The sequence below is a fragment of the Pedobacter alpinus genome, from assembly GCF_042684645.1.
In the GTDB taxonomy this organism is placed as follows: domain Bacteria; phylum Bacteroidota; class Bacteroidia; order Sphingobacteriales; family Sphingobacteriaceae; genus Pseudopedobacter; species Pseudopedobacter alpinus.
Map to the genome: position 1 here is coordinate 25,118 of NZ_JBHULV010000035.1, position 16,020 is coordinate 41,137.

General features: G+C 33.0%; 11 protein-coding genes. 10 read left to right on the forward strand and 1 reads right to left on the reverse strand.

Annotation, left to right across the window (positions count from 1 at the left end; all coding sequences use genetic code 11):
• Positions 1-123 precede the first annotated feature (123 nt).
• Positions 124-1,326 carry a GTPase HflX gene (gene hflX / locus ACFSSE_RS10715; RefSeq protein WP_379045292.1) on the reverse strand — a complete coding sequence of 401 codons (1,203 nt, stop codon included), beginning with the start codon at positions 1,324-1,326 and terminating at the stop codon, positions 124-126.
• 147 nt (positions 1,327-1,473) lie between these two features.
• Between hflX and ACFSSE_RS10720 the strand changes: the two genes are divergently transcribed.
• The 10 genes from ACFSSE_RS10720 (at position 1,474) to ACFSSE_RS10765 (ending at position 16,020) form a co-directional block, all read left to right on the forward strand.
• The gene (locus ACFSSE_RS10720) at positions 1,474-1,626 is read left to right on the forward strand and encodes a DUF2256 domain-containing protein (RefSeq protein WP_379045289.1); all 153 of its coding nucleotides are present in this window, start codon (positions 1,474-1,476) and stop codon (positions 1,624-1,626) included.
• Between the two features lie 46 nt (positions 1,627-1,672).
• Complete coding sequence (locus ACFSSE_RS10725) at positions 1,673-2,971, forward strand: DASH family cryptochrome (protein WP_379045286.1); 1,299 nt, start codon at positions 1,673-1,675, stop codon at positions 2,969-2,971.
• Positions 2,972-3,057: 86 nt separating this feature from the next.
• Positions 3,058-4,596 carry a cryptochrome/photolyase family protein gene (locus ACFSSE_RS10730; protein WP_379045283.1) on the forward strand — a complete coding sequence of 513 codons (1,539 nt, stop codon included), beginning with the start codon at positions 3,058-3,060 and terminating at the stop codon, positions 4,594-4,596.
• A gap of 67 nt (positions 4,597-4,663) precedes the next feature.
• Positions 4,664-5,545 carry a MerR family transcriptional regulator gene (locus tag ACFSSE_RS10735; protein ID WP_379045281.1) on the forward strand — a complete coding sequence of 294 codons (882 nt, stop codon included), beginning with the start codon at positions 4,664-4,666 and terminating at the stop codon, positions 5,543-5,545.
• Positions 5,546-5,663: 118 nt separating this feature from the next.
• Positions 5,664-8,462, forward strand: coding sequence for a 2-oxoglutarate dehydrogenase E1 component (locus ACFSSE_RS10740; protein ID WP_379045278.1), 2,799 nt, complete (start codon positions 5,664-5,666; stop codon positions 8,460-8,462).
• A gap of 24 nt (positions 8,463-8,486) precedes the next feature.
• Entirely contained in the window at positions 8,487-10,022 is a 1,536-nt protein-coding gene (odhB, locus tag ACFSSE_RS10745) for a 2-oxoglutarate dehydrogenase complex dihydrolipoyllysine-residue succinyltransferase (protein ID WP_379045275.1), read from the forward strand.
• An 80-nt stretch (positions 10,023-10,102) separates the two neighbouring features.
• Positions 10,103-11,122: a hypothetical protein gene (locus ACFSSE_RS10750; RefSeq protein ID WP_379045273.1), complete on the forward strand. Its 1,020-nt coding sequence runs from the start codon at positions 10,103-10,105 to the stop codon at positions 11,120-11,122.
• A gap of 96 nt (positions 11,123-11,218) precedes the next feature.
• Positions 11,219-11,761 (forward strand): sigma-70 family RNA polymerase sigma factor, encoded by a 543-nt coding sequence (locus ACFSSE_RS10755; protein ID WP_379045270.1) that lies wholly within the window; start codon positions 11,219-11,221, stop codon positions 11,759-11,761.
• 74 nt (positions 11,762-11,835) lie between these two features.
• Positions 11,836-12,834: a FecR family protein gene (locus ACFSSE_RS10760; RefSeq protein ID WP_379045267.1), complete on the forward strand. Its 999-nt coding sequence runs from the start codon at positions 11,836-11,838 to the stop codon at positions 12,832-12,834.
• A gap of 123 nt (positions 12,835-12,957) precedes the next feature.
• Entirely contained in the window at positions 12,958-16,020 is a 3,063-nt protein-coding gene (locus ACFSSE_RS10765; RefSeq protein ID WP_379045264.1) for a TonB-dependent receptor, read from the forward strand.

The following is a 16,020-nucleotide window of genomic DNA, read 5'->3' on the forward strand; positions in this document are numbered from 1 at the left end:
TTAGTATTGAGTATTGAGTATTGAGTATTGAGTATTGAGTATTGAGTATCAAGTATCAAGTATCAGGAAAACTTAAACAACGTTTAGGTTTTATTACTTGATACTCTTTCTTGCGGCTAATTTCTAGTATAAAAAATTATTAAAAGGATAAATTTTCTGATTAACGGCTTTCACACTTTCGTAAATACGTTCTCTAAATTCATCAACATTTTCTTTTTCTGTAGCTGATATAAATATAGCTGGGCTGTTGTGTTTTGCCATCCAACTGTTTTTAAAATCTGCTAAAGTCATTTTAGCTTTTTCTTCGTTTTCAACTTCCCAATCTTGCTCAACTTCAACTTCTTGGTAATTATCTATTTTATTAAAAACAGTAATCATCTCCTTGTCAATAGCGCCTAATTCTTTCAAAGTTTCGTTAACAGTAAAAATTTGGTCTTCAAAATTTGGATGCGATATATCGACTACGTGTATTAAAATATCAGCTTCACGCACTTCATCTAAAGTAGATTTAAAGCATTCTACCAAATGGTGAGGTAATTTTCTGATAAAACCTACTGTATCTGAAAGCAAGAAAGGTGCGTTTTCTAAAACAACTTTTCTAACTGTGGTATCTAAAGTAGCAAACAGTTTATTTTCTGCAAAAACCTCAGATTTTGAGAGCATATTCATAATAGTTGATTTACCAACATTGGTATAACCAACCAATGCAACCCTTACTAATTCATTACGGTTTTTGCGTTGTGTTTCGTTTTGTTTATCAATCAGCTTCAATTTATCTTTAAGGATAGAGATTTTTTCTTTAATCATCCTTCTATCACTTTCAATTTGCGTTTCACCTGGCCCACGCATTCCAATACCACCTTTTTGACGTTCTAAGTGAGTCCATAATCTGGTTAAACGAGGTAGTAAATATTGTAGTTGAGCTAATTCTACTTGTGTTTTTGCTTGTGCAGATTGCGCCCTTTTAGCAAAAATATCAAGAATTAAATTGCTTCTATCTATTACTTTAACTTTTAATTCTGCCTCAATGTTTCTTATTTGCATTGGGCTTAGTTCATCATCAAAAACTACTAAGTCAATCTCTTCGGCTTTAACGTAAACTCTTATTTCCTCTAACTTTCCTGTACCAACAAAAGTTGCCCTTTCTGGCTTTTGCATTTTTTGAGTAAAGCGTTTTTCTGTTATACCGCCAGCAGTGTCAACTAAAAAAGCCAATTCATCTAAATACTCTTTTTCCTGTTCTTCCGTTTGGTTTGCGGTAATTAAACCAACTAAAACTGCTCTTTCTTGTTTAAGTTCTGTATCGTAAGTTTTTAATTTCGGCATGTTTTTCCTCCTGTTTACAAATATACAATATGCTTGCCATTTTGTTAAATGTATATTGATTGTAATACACACCTGTTTTTTAACAAAAGTTTAAACATATTGAAATCAAATATGTTCTATTAACAGTATAACAAACATTTTTAATAAGTGCAAAACAAAAAAGGTAAAACCATTGCTAAAATTAATTTGCCTCAGAAAGAATGTTTAGGCTGTAAAAAGCCATTCACTTGGCGCAAAAAGTGGGAAAATTGTTGGAATGAAGTAAAATATTGCAGTAAATATTGCCAAAAAGTTAAATAATCTGCAATATTGTAACAAATCAATTCCTAATTAAAATTAAGGCATAATGAGCAAAAAAACAATACTGGTATGGTTTAGGAACGATTTACGTATTCACGACAATGAAATATTGTTAGAGGCTACGCAAAAAGGGACTGCTATTGTTCCAGTTTATTGTTTAGACCCTAGATATTTTACTACAACAAATTACAACACCAACAAAACAGGTAATTTTAGGGCTCAATTTGTTTTAGAAAGTTTAGCTGATTTAAAAAAATCTTTCCAAAATTTAGGTGGCGACTTACTGATTGCTAGCGGTAAACCAGAAGAATTACTACCGGAAATTTGTAAAAAATACGAAGTAGATGAAGTTTATCATCATCGCGAAGTTGCATCAGAAGAAACAGAAATATCATCAAACGTTGAGGATGCACTTTGGAAAATGCAAATTAATTTAAAGCATTTTATTGGTCATACTTTATACCACAAAGAAGATTTACCATTTCCCATAAAAGATATTCCTGATGTTTTTACCAGTTTTAGAAAGAAAGTAGAAAGAGAAGGCGAAATACGCACATCTTTTGCAACTCCAACTCAAATAACTGTTCCGTTAAATTTAGAGCAAAGTATAGTGCCACCAATATCAGAACTTGGTTTAGAAGTGCCTGAGAAGGATGTTCGCATGGTTTGTGATTTTAAAGGAGGCGAAACTGAAGGACTGAAAAGACTGAAATATTATTTGTGGGATACTAATTTACTGCTTACCTATAAAAAAACCAGAAATGGTTTAATTGGAGGTGATTATAGCAGTAAATTTTCCCCTTGGTTGGCTGCCGGCTGCTTATCGCCAAGAGAAATTTATTGGGAAATTAAAAAATTTGAAAAAGAAAAGGGCGCAAATGATTCTACCTATTGGTTAATTTTTGAGCTACTTTGGAGAGATTACTTCAGGTTTATGTTTAAAAAACGAGGAACCAGTTATTTTATGGAATCGGGTTTTAAAGGTGTAACACAAGAACTGGCTCCAAACCAAGAAGAACTTTTTGAGAAATGGAAAAATGCCGAAACTGGAGTTCCATTTATTGATGCCAACATGAAAGAATTAAACCTTACTGGTTTTATGAGTAACAGAGGTAGGCAAAATGTAGCATCTTATTTAGTTAAAGATTTACATGTAAACTGGACTTTAGGTGCAGCTTATTTTGAAGAGAAATTAATAGATTACAGTCCTGCAAGTAACTGGGGAAATTGGGCTTATGTTGCCGGCGTAGGTAACGACCCAAGAGAAAACCGTTATTTTAATATTGAAAAACAAGCTGCAGATTACGACCCAAAAGGAGAATATGTTGATTTGTGGCTTTCTTAATTTATGAGTTGTTGTTTTTTTAATGTACTCTTTAATAAAAAATATTTCTTGCAAAAACACAATACCCCATTGTTTGTTTAGCAGTTATGAGCAAAACTTTACGTTTAATTCTTGGCGATCAATTAAACATCAATCATTCTTGGTTTAAAGAAAACAATGCTAACATCACTTATTTAATGGTGGAGGTTAACCAAGAGCAAGAATATGTAAAACACCACATTCAAAAAATTGTTGGTTTTTTTATCGCAATGCGAAGTTTTGCTGATAATTTGAATGAATTAGGGCATCAAGTTGTTTATCTAAAATTAGATGATTTATACAACAAACAATCTTTTGAAGCTAATATTAAGCAGCTTATTAAAAAATTAAAAATCCAAAAATTTGAATACCAATTACCTGATGAATATAGGTTGGATGTACAATTAAAAGAAATTTGTGAAAATTTAGAAATAGCAACTAAAAGTTTTGATACCGAGCATTTTTTTACAAAACGTGAAGATGTTTTAGCGTTTTTTAGCGGTAAAAGGCAATATTTAATGGAAAATTTTTACCGAGATATGCGTAAAAAACATAAAATATTAGTTGATGAAGATTTAAAGCCTATTGGAGAAAAATGGAATTTTGACCATGAAAACAGGAAAAAATACGATGGTAAAGCCCCTCTGAAATTTCCTTTAACTTTTAAAAAGGACGTTTCTGAAATAGTGAAATTGTTAAATGATAATGGTATAAAATATTTCGGAACTATTAACGAAAAGGCATTTGGACACCCAACCACAAGAGGAGAAGCATTAAAAGTATTAACTTATTTTTGTAAAGAATTGCTGCCCAACTTCGGCAAGTATGAAGATGCCATGCTAAAAGAACATCATACTCTTTTCCATTCTTGTTTGTCTTTTGCGCTAAATATCAAACTAATATCACCAAAAGAAGTCGTTACCGAAGTTTTAAAAACCTATAAGCAATCAGAAAACACAATTGATATAGCAAATGTAGAAGGTTTTATTAGGCAAGTAATAGGCTGGCGAGAGTATATGCGTGGAATTTATTGGGCAGAAATGCCAAGCTTTGCCGATACAAATTTCTTTAATTATAAAGCAGCATTGCCAACATGGTTTTGGGATGGTAAAGTAAAAATGAATTGTTTAAATCATTGCATCAATAATTCTTTAAACAATGCTTATGCACACCATATTCAACGCTTAATGGTTATCGGTAATTTTACACTATTGGCAGGCATTAACCCTACGGAAGTTGATGAGTGGTATTTGGGAGTTTATATAGATGCAATGGAATGGGTGCAAATTACCAACACTCATGGCATGAGCCAGTTTGCAGATGGTGGAATTGTAGGTTCTAAACCTTATGTAGCTTCTGCTAACTACATCAATAAAATGAGTAACTATTGCGAAGGTTGTTCTTACAAAAAAGACTTAAGATATGGCGATAATTCTTGTCCGCTTAATAGTTTATATTGGAATTTCTACATAGAAAATGAACATCTTTTAGCTAAAAATCCAAGAATAGGGATGATGTATCAACTCATAAAAAAAATGGAAGCCCCAGAAAAAGAGGCTATAAAAAAGCTAGCAAATTTTTATTTAAACAATATCAACAAATTATAATGTTTCTAAATTAAACAAAGCAGTTGTAAATTTGTTAAGATAATATTATTAAATAAAATTAAGAGGTTTGAAACGTTTTTCTATAAGTGATATTGAAAGTTTAACAGGTATTAAAGCACATACCATTAGGGTTTGGGAGCAGCGCTATAATTTTTTTACCCCTAAAAGATCAGAAACGAATATTAGGTATTATAGTGATGATGATTTATGTACATTCTTAAATATTGCCACCCTTAATGATAATGGATACAAAATAAGTAAAATATCTAAAATGAGTTCCGAAGAAATTATTTCTTTGGTTAAAGAATTACAATCAAACCATCACGATAGTCATATACAAATTCAAATGCTGTCTAATGCAATGGTTAAATTAAATGAAACCGAATTTGAAGAGATTATAAATACTTCTATAAATGATATAGGCTTAGAAAAATCAATGCAAGAAGTAATTTTTCCATTTATGCGTAAAGTGGGTGTAATGTGGCAAATTGGTAGCATAAACCCTGCCCACGAGCATTTTGCTACTCATAAAATAGAGCAAAAAATAATTGAGGCCACCTACAAAATACCATTTAAAACAAAACCAAGTTCAAAAAAATACGTACTTTTTTTACCACCTAATGAGCAACATGAATTAGGTTTGTTGTTTGCTCAATATCTTTTAAGAAAACACGAACAACAATGTTTGTATTTAGGGCAAAATTTACCTTACCAAACGCTATCAGAAACTGTTGAATATTACCAACCCGATTTTGTGTTTACTGTTTTAACTTCCTCATCATCAGAAGATAAGCCTGATTTTGTTTTAGAACGAATAAAAAAAGCTATTGGCAATGTTCCGCTTTTTATTACTGGTGGGCAAGCAGTTGGCTTGCAATCTACTGAGGATGGTTTCACATATATTATAAAAGATATACTTTCATTTATTAACATCATTAGCGGTAAATAATACCAATAAGTTGATTATTTAAATGCTATCAGATATTTATAATGTAATTTAATCCCATTTAATTAGTAGTTTACGAAGCTATTTTTTTACTTTTGCAAACTCAACATATTAATTTTTGATGGATAGCTTATCGTATCTTAGCAACGCAGATTCAGCCTATATAGACTCTTTATACCAATCTTATAAAGAAGACCCACAATCCGTAGATTTTGGGTGGCAAAAATTTTTTGAAGGTTTTGATTTCGGACAAGAGTCTGATTCAGAAATCTCAGGACAAACAACAGGCGCTAGCACACCTGAACATGTTTTAAAAGAAATAAATGTTTTAAACATGATTAATGGCTACCGCCAAAGGGGGCATTTGTTTACCAAAACTAATCCTGTAAGAGAAAGAAGACAATATTTCCCAGGTAAAGAGTTAGAAACCTTTGGTCTTGCACAGTCTGATTTAGAAACCGTTTTTAATGCTGGTGTTGAAGTTGGCTTAGGCCCAGCTAAGTTAAAAGACATCCATAAACTATTAGAAGATACTTATAGCCAGTCTATAGGTGTTGAATACAGATACATGCGTAATCCAATCAAACTAAAATGGTTTGAAGAGCGCATGGAGAAAACTCGCAATACTCCAAATTTCGACATAGAAACTAAAAAAAGGATTCTGAAAAAGTTAAACCAAGCAGTTGCTTTTGAAAACTTTTTAGGAACAAAGTTTTTAGGTCAAAAAAGATTTTCTTTAGAAGGTGCAGAGGCTTTAATACCAGCATTAGATTCTGTAATTGAAAAAGGTGCAGACTTAGGAATTGAAGAATATGTAATAGGAATGGCACACCGTGGTAGGTTAAACGTTTTAACCAATATTATGGGCAAAACCTATAAAGATGTTTTTTCTGAGTTTGAAGGAAAATATAACAAAGACCTTCCTTTTGGTGGTGATGTTAAATACCATTTAGGTTTTTCTTCTGATGTGGTAACCTCTTCAAATAAAAAAGTTCATTTAAGTCTTTGCCCAAATCCATCGCATTTAGAAACAGTAGCTGCCGTTGTAGAAGGCATTACACGTTCTAAAATGGATTTAAAATATAACAGTGATTATAAAAAAATAGCACCAATTTTATTACATGGTGATGCTTCTGTAGCCGGTCAAGGTTTGGTTTATGAGGTATTGCAAATGGCTAAATTAGATGCTTACACCACTGGAGGAACCATCCACCTAGTAATTAACAACCAAGTTGGTTTTACTACCAATTATAAAGATGCTCGTTCATCAACTTACTGTACAGATATTGCAAAAGTTACACTTTCTCCAGTATTTCATGTAAACGGCGACGATGTAGAAGCTGTTGTTTACGCCATTAATATGGCTATGGAATACCGTCAGCGTTTCCACAACGATGTTTTTATAGACATTTTATGTTACCGTAGATATGGCCATAACGAATCTGATGAGCCACGTTTTACACAGCCATTATTATATAAAACTATTGAAAAACACCCAAACCCAAGAGAAATTTATGTTGAAAAACTACTTTCTTCTGGTGCGGTAGATAGCAGCTTAGCTAAGCAAATGGAAAAGGAATTTAAAGACCTTTTGCAAGAGCGTTTAAACGAATCTAAAGAAGATAAAGGTGCGCCTGTTAATCCAGCATTTTCTGGCGCTTGGAAAGAGCTTGGATTTTCTAAACCAGAAGATTTTGATCAGTCGCCAGAAACAGGAATTGATAAAGATACTTTGCTGAAAATTGCAGCAAGTATTTCTCAGCTACCAGAAGATAAAAAATTCTTATCAAAAATTGATAGGTTATTTAAAGAGCGCTTAAAAATGGCAACCGAAACCCATGTGTTTGATTGGGCAATGGGCGAGTTAATGGCTTATGGCAGTTTAGTGAACGAGAATAAAAGGGTAAGAATAAGCGGACAAGATGTTGAACGTGGAACATTCTCTCATCGTCATGCTGTGGTTAAAATGGAAGATTCTGAAGAAGAATACACTCCTTTAGAACATGTTAGTGCAAACCAAGCTAAATTTGAAATTTACAATTCGCATTTATCAGAATATGGTGTTTTAGGTTTTGAGTATGGATATGCAATGGCAAACCCTAATGCTTTAACCATTTGGGAAGCTCAGTTTGGAGATTTCTTTAACGGCGCACAAATTATTATCGACCAATATATTTCATCTGCCGAAACTAAATGGCAGAGAGCAAATGGTTTAGTGATGTTATTGCCACACGGTTATGAGGGGCAAGGTCCAGAACATTCATCATCAAGGATTGAACGTTTCTTAGAACTTTGTGCCGAATACAACATGCAAGTAGTTAATTGTACTACACCAGCACAGTTTTTCCACGCTTTACGTCGCCAATTGGCTCGTAAAATTCGCAAGCCTTTAATTAATTTCTCTCCAAAAAGTTTATTGAGATCTCCTAAATGCGTATCGCCATTGGTAGATTTTACAGATGGAAAGTTTCAAGAAGTAATTGATGATGCTGAAGCGAAACCAGCGAAAGTGAAAAGAGTTTTAATTTGCTCGGGTAAAGTTTATTACGATTTATTAGAACAACAACAGACTGATAAACGTGTAGATGTTGCCATTGTAAGGTTAGAGCAAATGTACCCTACACCGTACAAACAATTAGATAAAATAAAAGCTAAATATAAAAAAGCTGAGTTTATTTGGGTGCAAGAAGAACCAGAAAACATGGGGCCTTGGCCGTTTATTTCACGTATTTTCAGGAAATCAGACTTTAATTTTGAAGTTATTTCTAGAAAACCAGCAAGTAGCCCAGCAACAGGTTTTGCTAAGCAACATATTGCAGAACAAACTGCTATAATTGCTAAAGCTTTCGAGCTAAAAAATGTGGAGGAAGCCAAGGAGTTGATTAAAGAAACAACGGCCGAGGCTAAAAAATTTGATTAAGGTTAAAAAAATAAAGCAATATTCATGAGCTTAGAAATTAAAGTACCCGCAGTAGGCGAATCTATTACAGAAGTTATCCTTTCTAAATGGATAAAACAAGATGGCGACCATGTTGAAATGGACGAGGTTATAGCCGAGCTAGAATCTGATAAAGCTACTTTTGAACTAACTGCAGAAAAGCCTGGAACGTTGAAATTAGTTGCACAAGAAGGTGATACACTTGAAATTGGACAGTTAGTTTGTAAAATTGAAGATGGTAGTAATGTAGAAAACGAAAAGCCTAAAGCTGAAAACAAAGAAGAAACTGTAGAAGAAAAAAAACCATCTTCTGAAGAAAAATCTGAAGTTAAAGAAACTACCATTAAAGTTCCTTCAGTAGGTGAATCTATAACAGAGGTTACACTTACAAAATGGTTGAAACAAAATGGTGATAGCGTTGCTTTAGATGAAGTTATTGCCGAGTTAGAATCTGATAAAGCTACTTTTGAATTGCCTGCTGAAGTTGCTGGTATTTTAAATACTGTTGCTAAAGAAGGTGATACTTTAGAAATTGGTGCTACTGTAGCTACAATTACTGGTGGCGTGAAAGCTGAAGGCTCAAAGCCAAAGGCTGAAAGCTCAACTACTGAAGCTAAAGTTTCGGGTGGTGCTTCTTATGCTGATAAATCTCCGTCTCCTGCTGCTGCTAAAATTTTAGCAGAAAAAGGAATTGATCCTAAAGATGTTAAAAGCACTGGTGTGGATGGTAGAATTACCAAAGAAGATGCAATGAATGCTCAAAAAGCTGAAGCTCCGAAAGCAAAAGTGGAAAGTGCACCTGCAAAAGCTAGTGCTCCAGCTGCACCATCTGTTTCTGGTGCAAGAGATGAGCGCAGAGAGAAAATGTCTTCTTTAAGAAAAACCATTTCTCGTCGTTTAGTTTCTGTTAAAAATGAAACCGCTATGTTAACTACTTTTAATGAAGTAAACATGGCGCCAATTATGGAGCTAAGAAAAAAATATAAAGATTCTTTTAAAGAAAAACATGGTGTTGGTTTAGGTTTCATGTCTTTCTTTACAAAAGCGGTAACAGAAGCTTTAAAAGATTTCCCAGCGGTTGGTGCAAGAATTGAAGGTGAAGAACTGGTTTATAGTAATTTTGCTGATGTTTCAATTGCGGTATCAGCACCAAAAGGATTAGTTGTGCCTGTTATCAGAAATGCAGAAAGCATGACGATGGCAGAAATTGAGAAAGAGGTGATAAGATTGGCGTTAAAAGCCAGAGATGGGAAATTGGGAATTGAGGAAATGACAGGTGGAAACTTTACCATTACTAACGGGGGTATTTTCGGGTCGATGCTTTCTACTCCAATTATTAACGCACCACAATCTGCAATTTTAGGAATGCATAATATTGTTGAACGCCCAGTTGCAGAAAACGGACAAGTGGTTATACGTCCAATTATGTACGTTGCCCTTTCTTATGACCATAGAGTAATTGATGGTAAAGAGTCTGTTGGTTTCTTAGTAAAAGTAAAACAACTTTTAGAAGACCCTGCAAGGTTACTATTAGGTATATAATTTAGATATTATAAGATAGCAAAACCTCTGTACTCTATAGTTCAGAGGTTTTTGTTTTTAAACTGAATAAGCATTATCGGATGAAATTGAAAAAATACCTATTTATTTTATTATTACTAATTGTAGTTGATCAAAAATCAGCTCAAGCTCAGCAATTAGAAACCGCTATTAATTTTCATGGTTTTGTTGATAATAGAGAGTATGCAAAATCAAATCGCTTATCTCAAACTATTTTTGGAGCCAGGTTTTCGCCAGAATTGGGTTTAATGATTGATAGCGTACATCGCTTCAGAGTAGGAGCAAATTTTTTAAAAGAATTTGGCTCTAAAAATTTTACCGATAATATTGCACCAGTTATTTATTATCAATATCAAAAAGAAAAAAACAATTTCTTTATTGGCGCTTTTCCACGGTTGAATTTAATTGACGATTATCCACGAGCTTTGCTTGCAGATACTCTAAATTATTTTAAACCCAACATGGAAGGGATGTTTTACCAGTATAAAACCAATAATTTTAAACAAAATGTTTGGATAGACTGGACAGGGAAACAAACCGCTACAGATAGAGAAACGTTTTTATTTGGATTTTCTGGAAAATACCAAAAAGGATTATTTTACGCAAGCAATTATGCATATATGTATCATAATGCATTATCGGCAATATCACCGCCAAATCAATTTTTGGAAGATAACGGAGCTATACAATTACAATTGGGTTTAGACTTTGGTAAAAAAACCTTTTTAGATTCTTTAACCTTTAGCGCAGGCGCTATGATGTCTGTAGAAAGAGTAAGAAGTTTAAATAATTTAAGAACTCCAGTTGGGTTTATTTCTTATTTATATGCAGGCTATAAGAATTTTAGCTTGGCAAACACTTATTATAACGGAGAAGGACATTATTTAATTAATGGAGATGCTTTTTACACTGCGAAACAATATAATCGTTTAGATTTAGGATGGAATCCTATTCAATTTAAAAATATACAAGGCGGGTTTACTTTTAGTTTCCACTTTGTTGATGGGATTATTGACAGCCAGCAAGCATTTTCTTTGAGGTACAAGTTAGCTGGTAAAAAGGATTTAAATGGTTGGTTATAGCTTTTAATTTTAAGCTTAATCCAAATCATAACATCCGATTAACACTTAATTTATATTGTGTATGCACTTTTGATTGGGAAATAAATTTTTTCAAAAGTGCAAGAGTCCTACGAAAGTGAAACAGCAGTTAGTGATTGGGATTTAGTATATTTCGAATCTCTTTACAAAGAATTAAGTATAAGCCTGCAAAACTATGCTGATTATTTTTTACAAGACTCCGAATTAGCTTTTACTGTTGTAAATGATTTATTTGTGAATTTATGGTTTAGTCCTACAAAGCCTGATAATTTAAAAGCTTACCTCTACAAATCGGTAAAAAATCAATCCCTTAATCATTTAAAAAAAAATAAAAAGAATTTTCTTTCCTATCTTAATCAGCCAGATTTAAATCAAGTTGCAGAATTGATTGCTGAACCTATTGGGCATGATGAAGAGTCGGACCAACTTGTTTTCCTTCAACAAATCATCAATATGCTACCAAAAAAAAGGCAGTTGGTGTTTAAGATGTATCGTTTAGAAGGCTTTTCTTATGCTGAAATTGCTGATTTACTTCAAATTTCTACAAGAACAGTTGAAGACCATCTAATGAAAAGTATGCAGTTTATACATGCAAAAGCGAAACATTTAGTTGATAAATAATTAACAAAATAGTAACAGAACTCAGCCCGTATTTCTTCTTCCTTAATTTGTCTTTACAGTAACAAACAAATACTATGAAAGAAGAAATTTGGGAAAGTGCTATTAAACGTTTAACCAATAATGAAACGGATGCTTCGGCATTAAAATTAAATAATTGGTTAAAGGAGGATATTAAGCATCAGCAAGAGTTTAATAGCTTAAAAGCTTTATGGGATTTAACTGGAAAAATTCCAGCAGATAAAATAGAGCGTTTTAATGGATTAGAATATTTAATTCACCAAAAAGAAAGTCCTAAAAATAAAAAATTCTTACAATGGTGGTACGGTATTGCCGCAGTAATTATAGGTTTATTGATGCTCAGTACAGTTTTTGTTTTTCAGCACTCCAAGCAACCTTCTCAAACTACTGCCGAATTAATTAAAAAGAAGGCAAATGTGGGCGAGGTTTTAAAACTGATATTACCTGATAGCTCTACAATTTGGCTAAATGCAGAAAGTGAGGTTTCTTTCTCTAGTGAGTTTACATTAGCAGATAATCGAGTAATCAATTTAATTGGCGAGGCTTATTTTGAAGTGAAGCATGATGAATCACATCCTTTTATTGTAAAAAGTGGGGAGCTGATAACCACCGTTTATGGTACTAGTTTTAATGTTAGGGCATACCGCAATGATAGTGAAATTTCCGTTGCGGTACAAAGCGGAAAAGTAGGCGTAAATCATTTATCCGGAAAACAAGTAACCCAATTTTTGTTGCCCAAGGATAAATTAGTGTATGAGTTAAATAGCAAGTTGTTTAAAAGGAAAAACATTGCTGTTGAAGAAGTTAATTCATGGATTGAAGGAGCTTTAGTTTTTGATCAGACTCCAATTAATGAAGTTTTTCAAACATTATCCAGAAAGTTTGGGGTTCAAATCAATACCGAAAAACTTATTGCTAAAGACTGTAAGCTTACAGCAAAATTTGAAAATAACTCATTAACAAAAGTGCTTGAAACTTTAAAGTTATTGATGAATATCCAATCGAAACAAATTGATAAAACTATTTTCTTAGAAGGGGGGAGTACATGTAAATAATTTACAAAAAAAAAGTCATTTCTGCGGTAACAGAAATGACTTTAAACTTAGATAATCATTTGACTACGAATCAATTGTTTATCATTTAAATAATTTAAATCGGAATTTAAACATCACAAATTAATGAAAAAAATTAATAAGGCAAGTAAACTTGCCCAAATTATTATGCGTACCAGTTTAATTGTCAGCATTTTCTCCAGTTTACTGCTTAGCTTGGTACATGCCTCAGAGGTTAAAGGGCAGCAAGGGCTAGATCAACAAATTAATATCCATGTAAAAAACGTTTCTTTTAACCAGTTATTAAGAGAAATTGAGCAAAAAACAGGGGTGAGTTTTGTTTATACAAATAAAGAAAACGTATTAAAAACAGTATCTGTAAATATCGAAAATAAGACGGCTAGGGCTATTTTAACACCGTATCTACAAATTAACCAACTTGCTTTAATTGAAAATGGTAAACAAGTTTTGTTAAAGAAAGATTATTCTATAAAAATAATTAAGCCTAGTGTTTTAGTGGGTTACGTTAAAGACAAGGCAAATAAACAGACACTTCCTTATGCAAATGTTACTGTAAAAGGGAAAAATATTAAAACTACCACAGATGCAAATGGATATTTTGTGTTTGCTAATTTAACAGATGCAAAAGTAACACTTCAGGTAAGTTATATTGGTTATAAAACCTCAGAATTTGTAGTGAGTTTAGAGGAAGGAAAAACCACCACTTCAGAATTATTGTTGGAGGGTGCAAGTAATAACTTAGATGGTATCACCATTACAGGTATAAGAAGAGGAGAGGCTGTTGCATTAAGTAATATGCAAAATGCAGATAATATGAAGTATGTTTTATCTGAAGAGCAAATTGAACGATTTCCAGATGCAACAGTTGGGGAAGCTATGCAAAGAGTACCCGGTGTAGCTATGGATTATAGCTATGGCTTGCCTCGTAACATTATTATTAGAGGTTTAGATCAAAGTTTAGGTTCTGTTACTTTAAACGGAAACAGATTGCCATCTACGCAAACTAACTCCAGAGATATTGATTTAAACGGAATATTATCAACCACGGTTGAAGCTATTGAAGTTAATAAAACTTTAACACCCGATATGGATGCTGATGGTACTGCCGGCTCAGTAAATATCATTTCAAAAACTCCAAAAATTGGTTCAGAGCAATTGCAAGTGAAGGGCTCTTTTGGGAATAATTTTTTGTTAAGTAAGCAAAATTTCGATGGCGCCTTTAATTATAGTAAACGAGCTAATAAATGGGGTTATTTATTAGGTGCAAATTATAGCAATACCAATAGAGGAGAAGATAGAGTAAGTTATGATTATGATACTTTTGAGATTAACGGTGTAGATCAAGTTTTGTTGGCAAACTTAGGCTTAGAAGGAACTGAATTAAATAGAGAAAACATTGGTTTACAAACAGAACTTAGTTTTTTTCCAAACGAGAAAAGTCAACTGTTTTTCAGAGGGTCGTACAACAAATTTTATGAACTTCAAACAAGAGGTACTAAAAACTATAACATCGGAAACTACAGCAACCTCAATACAGTCACTGGCTTAACAATTGGTTCAAGTGGTAGTCCTAGAGATTACAACAGAGATTTGTTTAGTATTTCTGTTGGTGGTAAAACTGTTTTAAAAGAATGGAAGGCCAATATAGATTTAACTTATTCTAGTGGATTATATGACCAGCCTACTTACTACGATGGTGTATTTAATTATAGCAATTTAACGGCAGGTTTAGATGCCGCTAACCCAAGTGTACCGCAATTTTCATTTAGCGATGCAAGTGATGTAAACAACCCGGCCAACTATTCGGCTAGAACTTATAATAACAGGTTACAAAATGCACATGATAAAGATGGACAGGGTTCGGCAAACATTTACCGCATTTTTAATTTAGGGGCTAAAAATAGTTTGCTTTTTAAATTTGGTGGCAGGTACAGGTATAAAGAAGACGATCATACCAGAGATTATTTTCAATATACATTAAAAACTGGCACATTAAGTCTCAGTAACTTTTTATCTGATTATTCAAGAGATGATTATTTTGATGGAAACTACAATCTCTCTGGAGCAATTCCAAACGGTTATCTAGTGGAAGATTATTATAGAGCTAATCAAGATTTATTTCAAGGTAATGAAACCTTTACCCGCCAAAATACTGATCCCGACTCTTACACAGGTAAAGAAAATTTGGCTGCTGGCTATATTATGGGTAAACTAACTTTAAATAAGCTAGATATTACAACAGGTTTAAGGTACGAGAGAACAGGATTTAATTACAATGGTAATATAGTTTCTTTTGATGATAGAGGAGCTTATGTTAGTACTGTTAAAGTAGATTCAAAATCTTCATTTGATGGACTTTTTCCTAGTTTAAATTTAAAATATGCCTTAGATAAGCAAACCAATCTTAGGGCAGCTGTTACTAGGTCATTATCTCGTCCGGGTTATTATGATTTAGTTCCTTGGCAAGAAGTAGAAACCAGAAGAAAAAGGATGAAAATTGGAAATCCTAACTTAAATCAAGCTACCTCTACCAATGTTGATTTTCTTTTTGAGCATTATTTAAAATCTCTTGGGTTAATTTCTGGTGGTGTATTTTACAAAGATGTAAGTGATTATATCTACGAAAGCATATACCTACAAAAAGGAGGTCAATTTGATCAATATCAAGTTACCCAAACGGTTAATGGTGCAAATGCTCAGGTTTATGGATATGAAATAGCATGGCAACAACAGCTAACTTTTTTGCCGGGTTTTTTAAATGGATTTGGTATTTATGGAAATTACACCCAAATACAATCAAAATTTAAAGTGCCAGGTTTAGTGAGCGAAAGAACTGTTCGTTTACCAGCAATGAGACCTAAAGTGGGTAATGCTTCTCTATCTTACGAAAAATATGGTTTTTCAGGCCGTTTATCTTTAAATTTCTTTGATACTTATACCGAAGAGTTGGCGGATACTGAAGCAAATGATGTTTTAGAGAAAAGAAGAACACAATTAGACTTTTCAGCATCACAAAGAATCAATAAGAAGTTAACCGTGGTAATGAGTATTAGTAATATTAATAATGCTCAAAATATTCTTCTTTTTGGAGACGGAAGACCTAGTGATCATAAATATTTTTCTTCGTGGGGGAATATTGGTATTAAATACAATCCATTTATTAAATAA

Bases quoted from the DNA above. Each gene is read 5' to 3' on its own strand.
- odhB (WP_379045275.1), top strand. From the start codon at position 8,487: ATGAGCTTAGAAATTAAAGTACCCGCAGTAGGCGAATCTATTACAGAA.
- hflX (WP_379045292.1), bottom strand. From the start codon at position 1,326: ATGCCGAAATTAAAAACTTACGATACAGAACTTAAACAAGAAAGAGCA.
- ACFSSE_RS10760 (WP_379045267.1), top strand. From the start codon at position 11,836: ATGAAAGAAGAAATTTGGGAAAGTGCTATTAAACGTTTAACCAATAAT.
- ACFSSE_RS10730 (WP_379045283.1), top strand. From the start codon at position 3,058: ATGAGCAAAACTTTACGTTTAATTCTTGGCGATCAATTAAACATCAAT.
- ACFSSE_RS10740 (WP_379045278.1), top strand. From the start codon at position 5,664: ATGGATAGCTTATCGTATCTTAGCAACGCAGATTCAGCCTATATAGAC.
- ACFSSE_RS10765 (WP_379045264.1), top strand. From the start codon at position 12,958: ATGAAAAAAATTAATAAGGCAAGTAAACTTGCCCAAATTATTATGCGT.
- ACFSSE_RS10750 (WP_379045273.1), top strand. From the start codon at position 10,103: ATGAAATTGAAAAAATACCTATTTATTTTATTATTACTAATTGTAGTT.
- ACFSSE_RS10725 (WP_379045286.1), top strand. From the start codon at position 1,673: ATGAGCAAAAAAACAATACTGGTATGGTTTAGGAACGATTTACGTATT.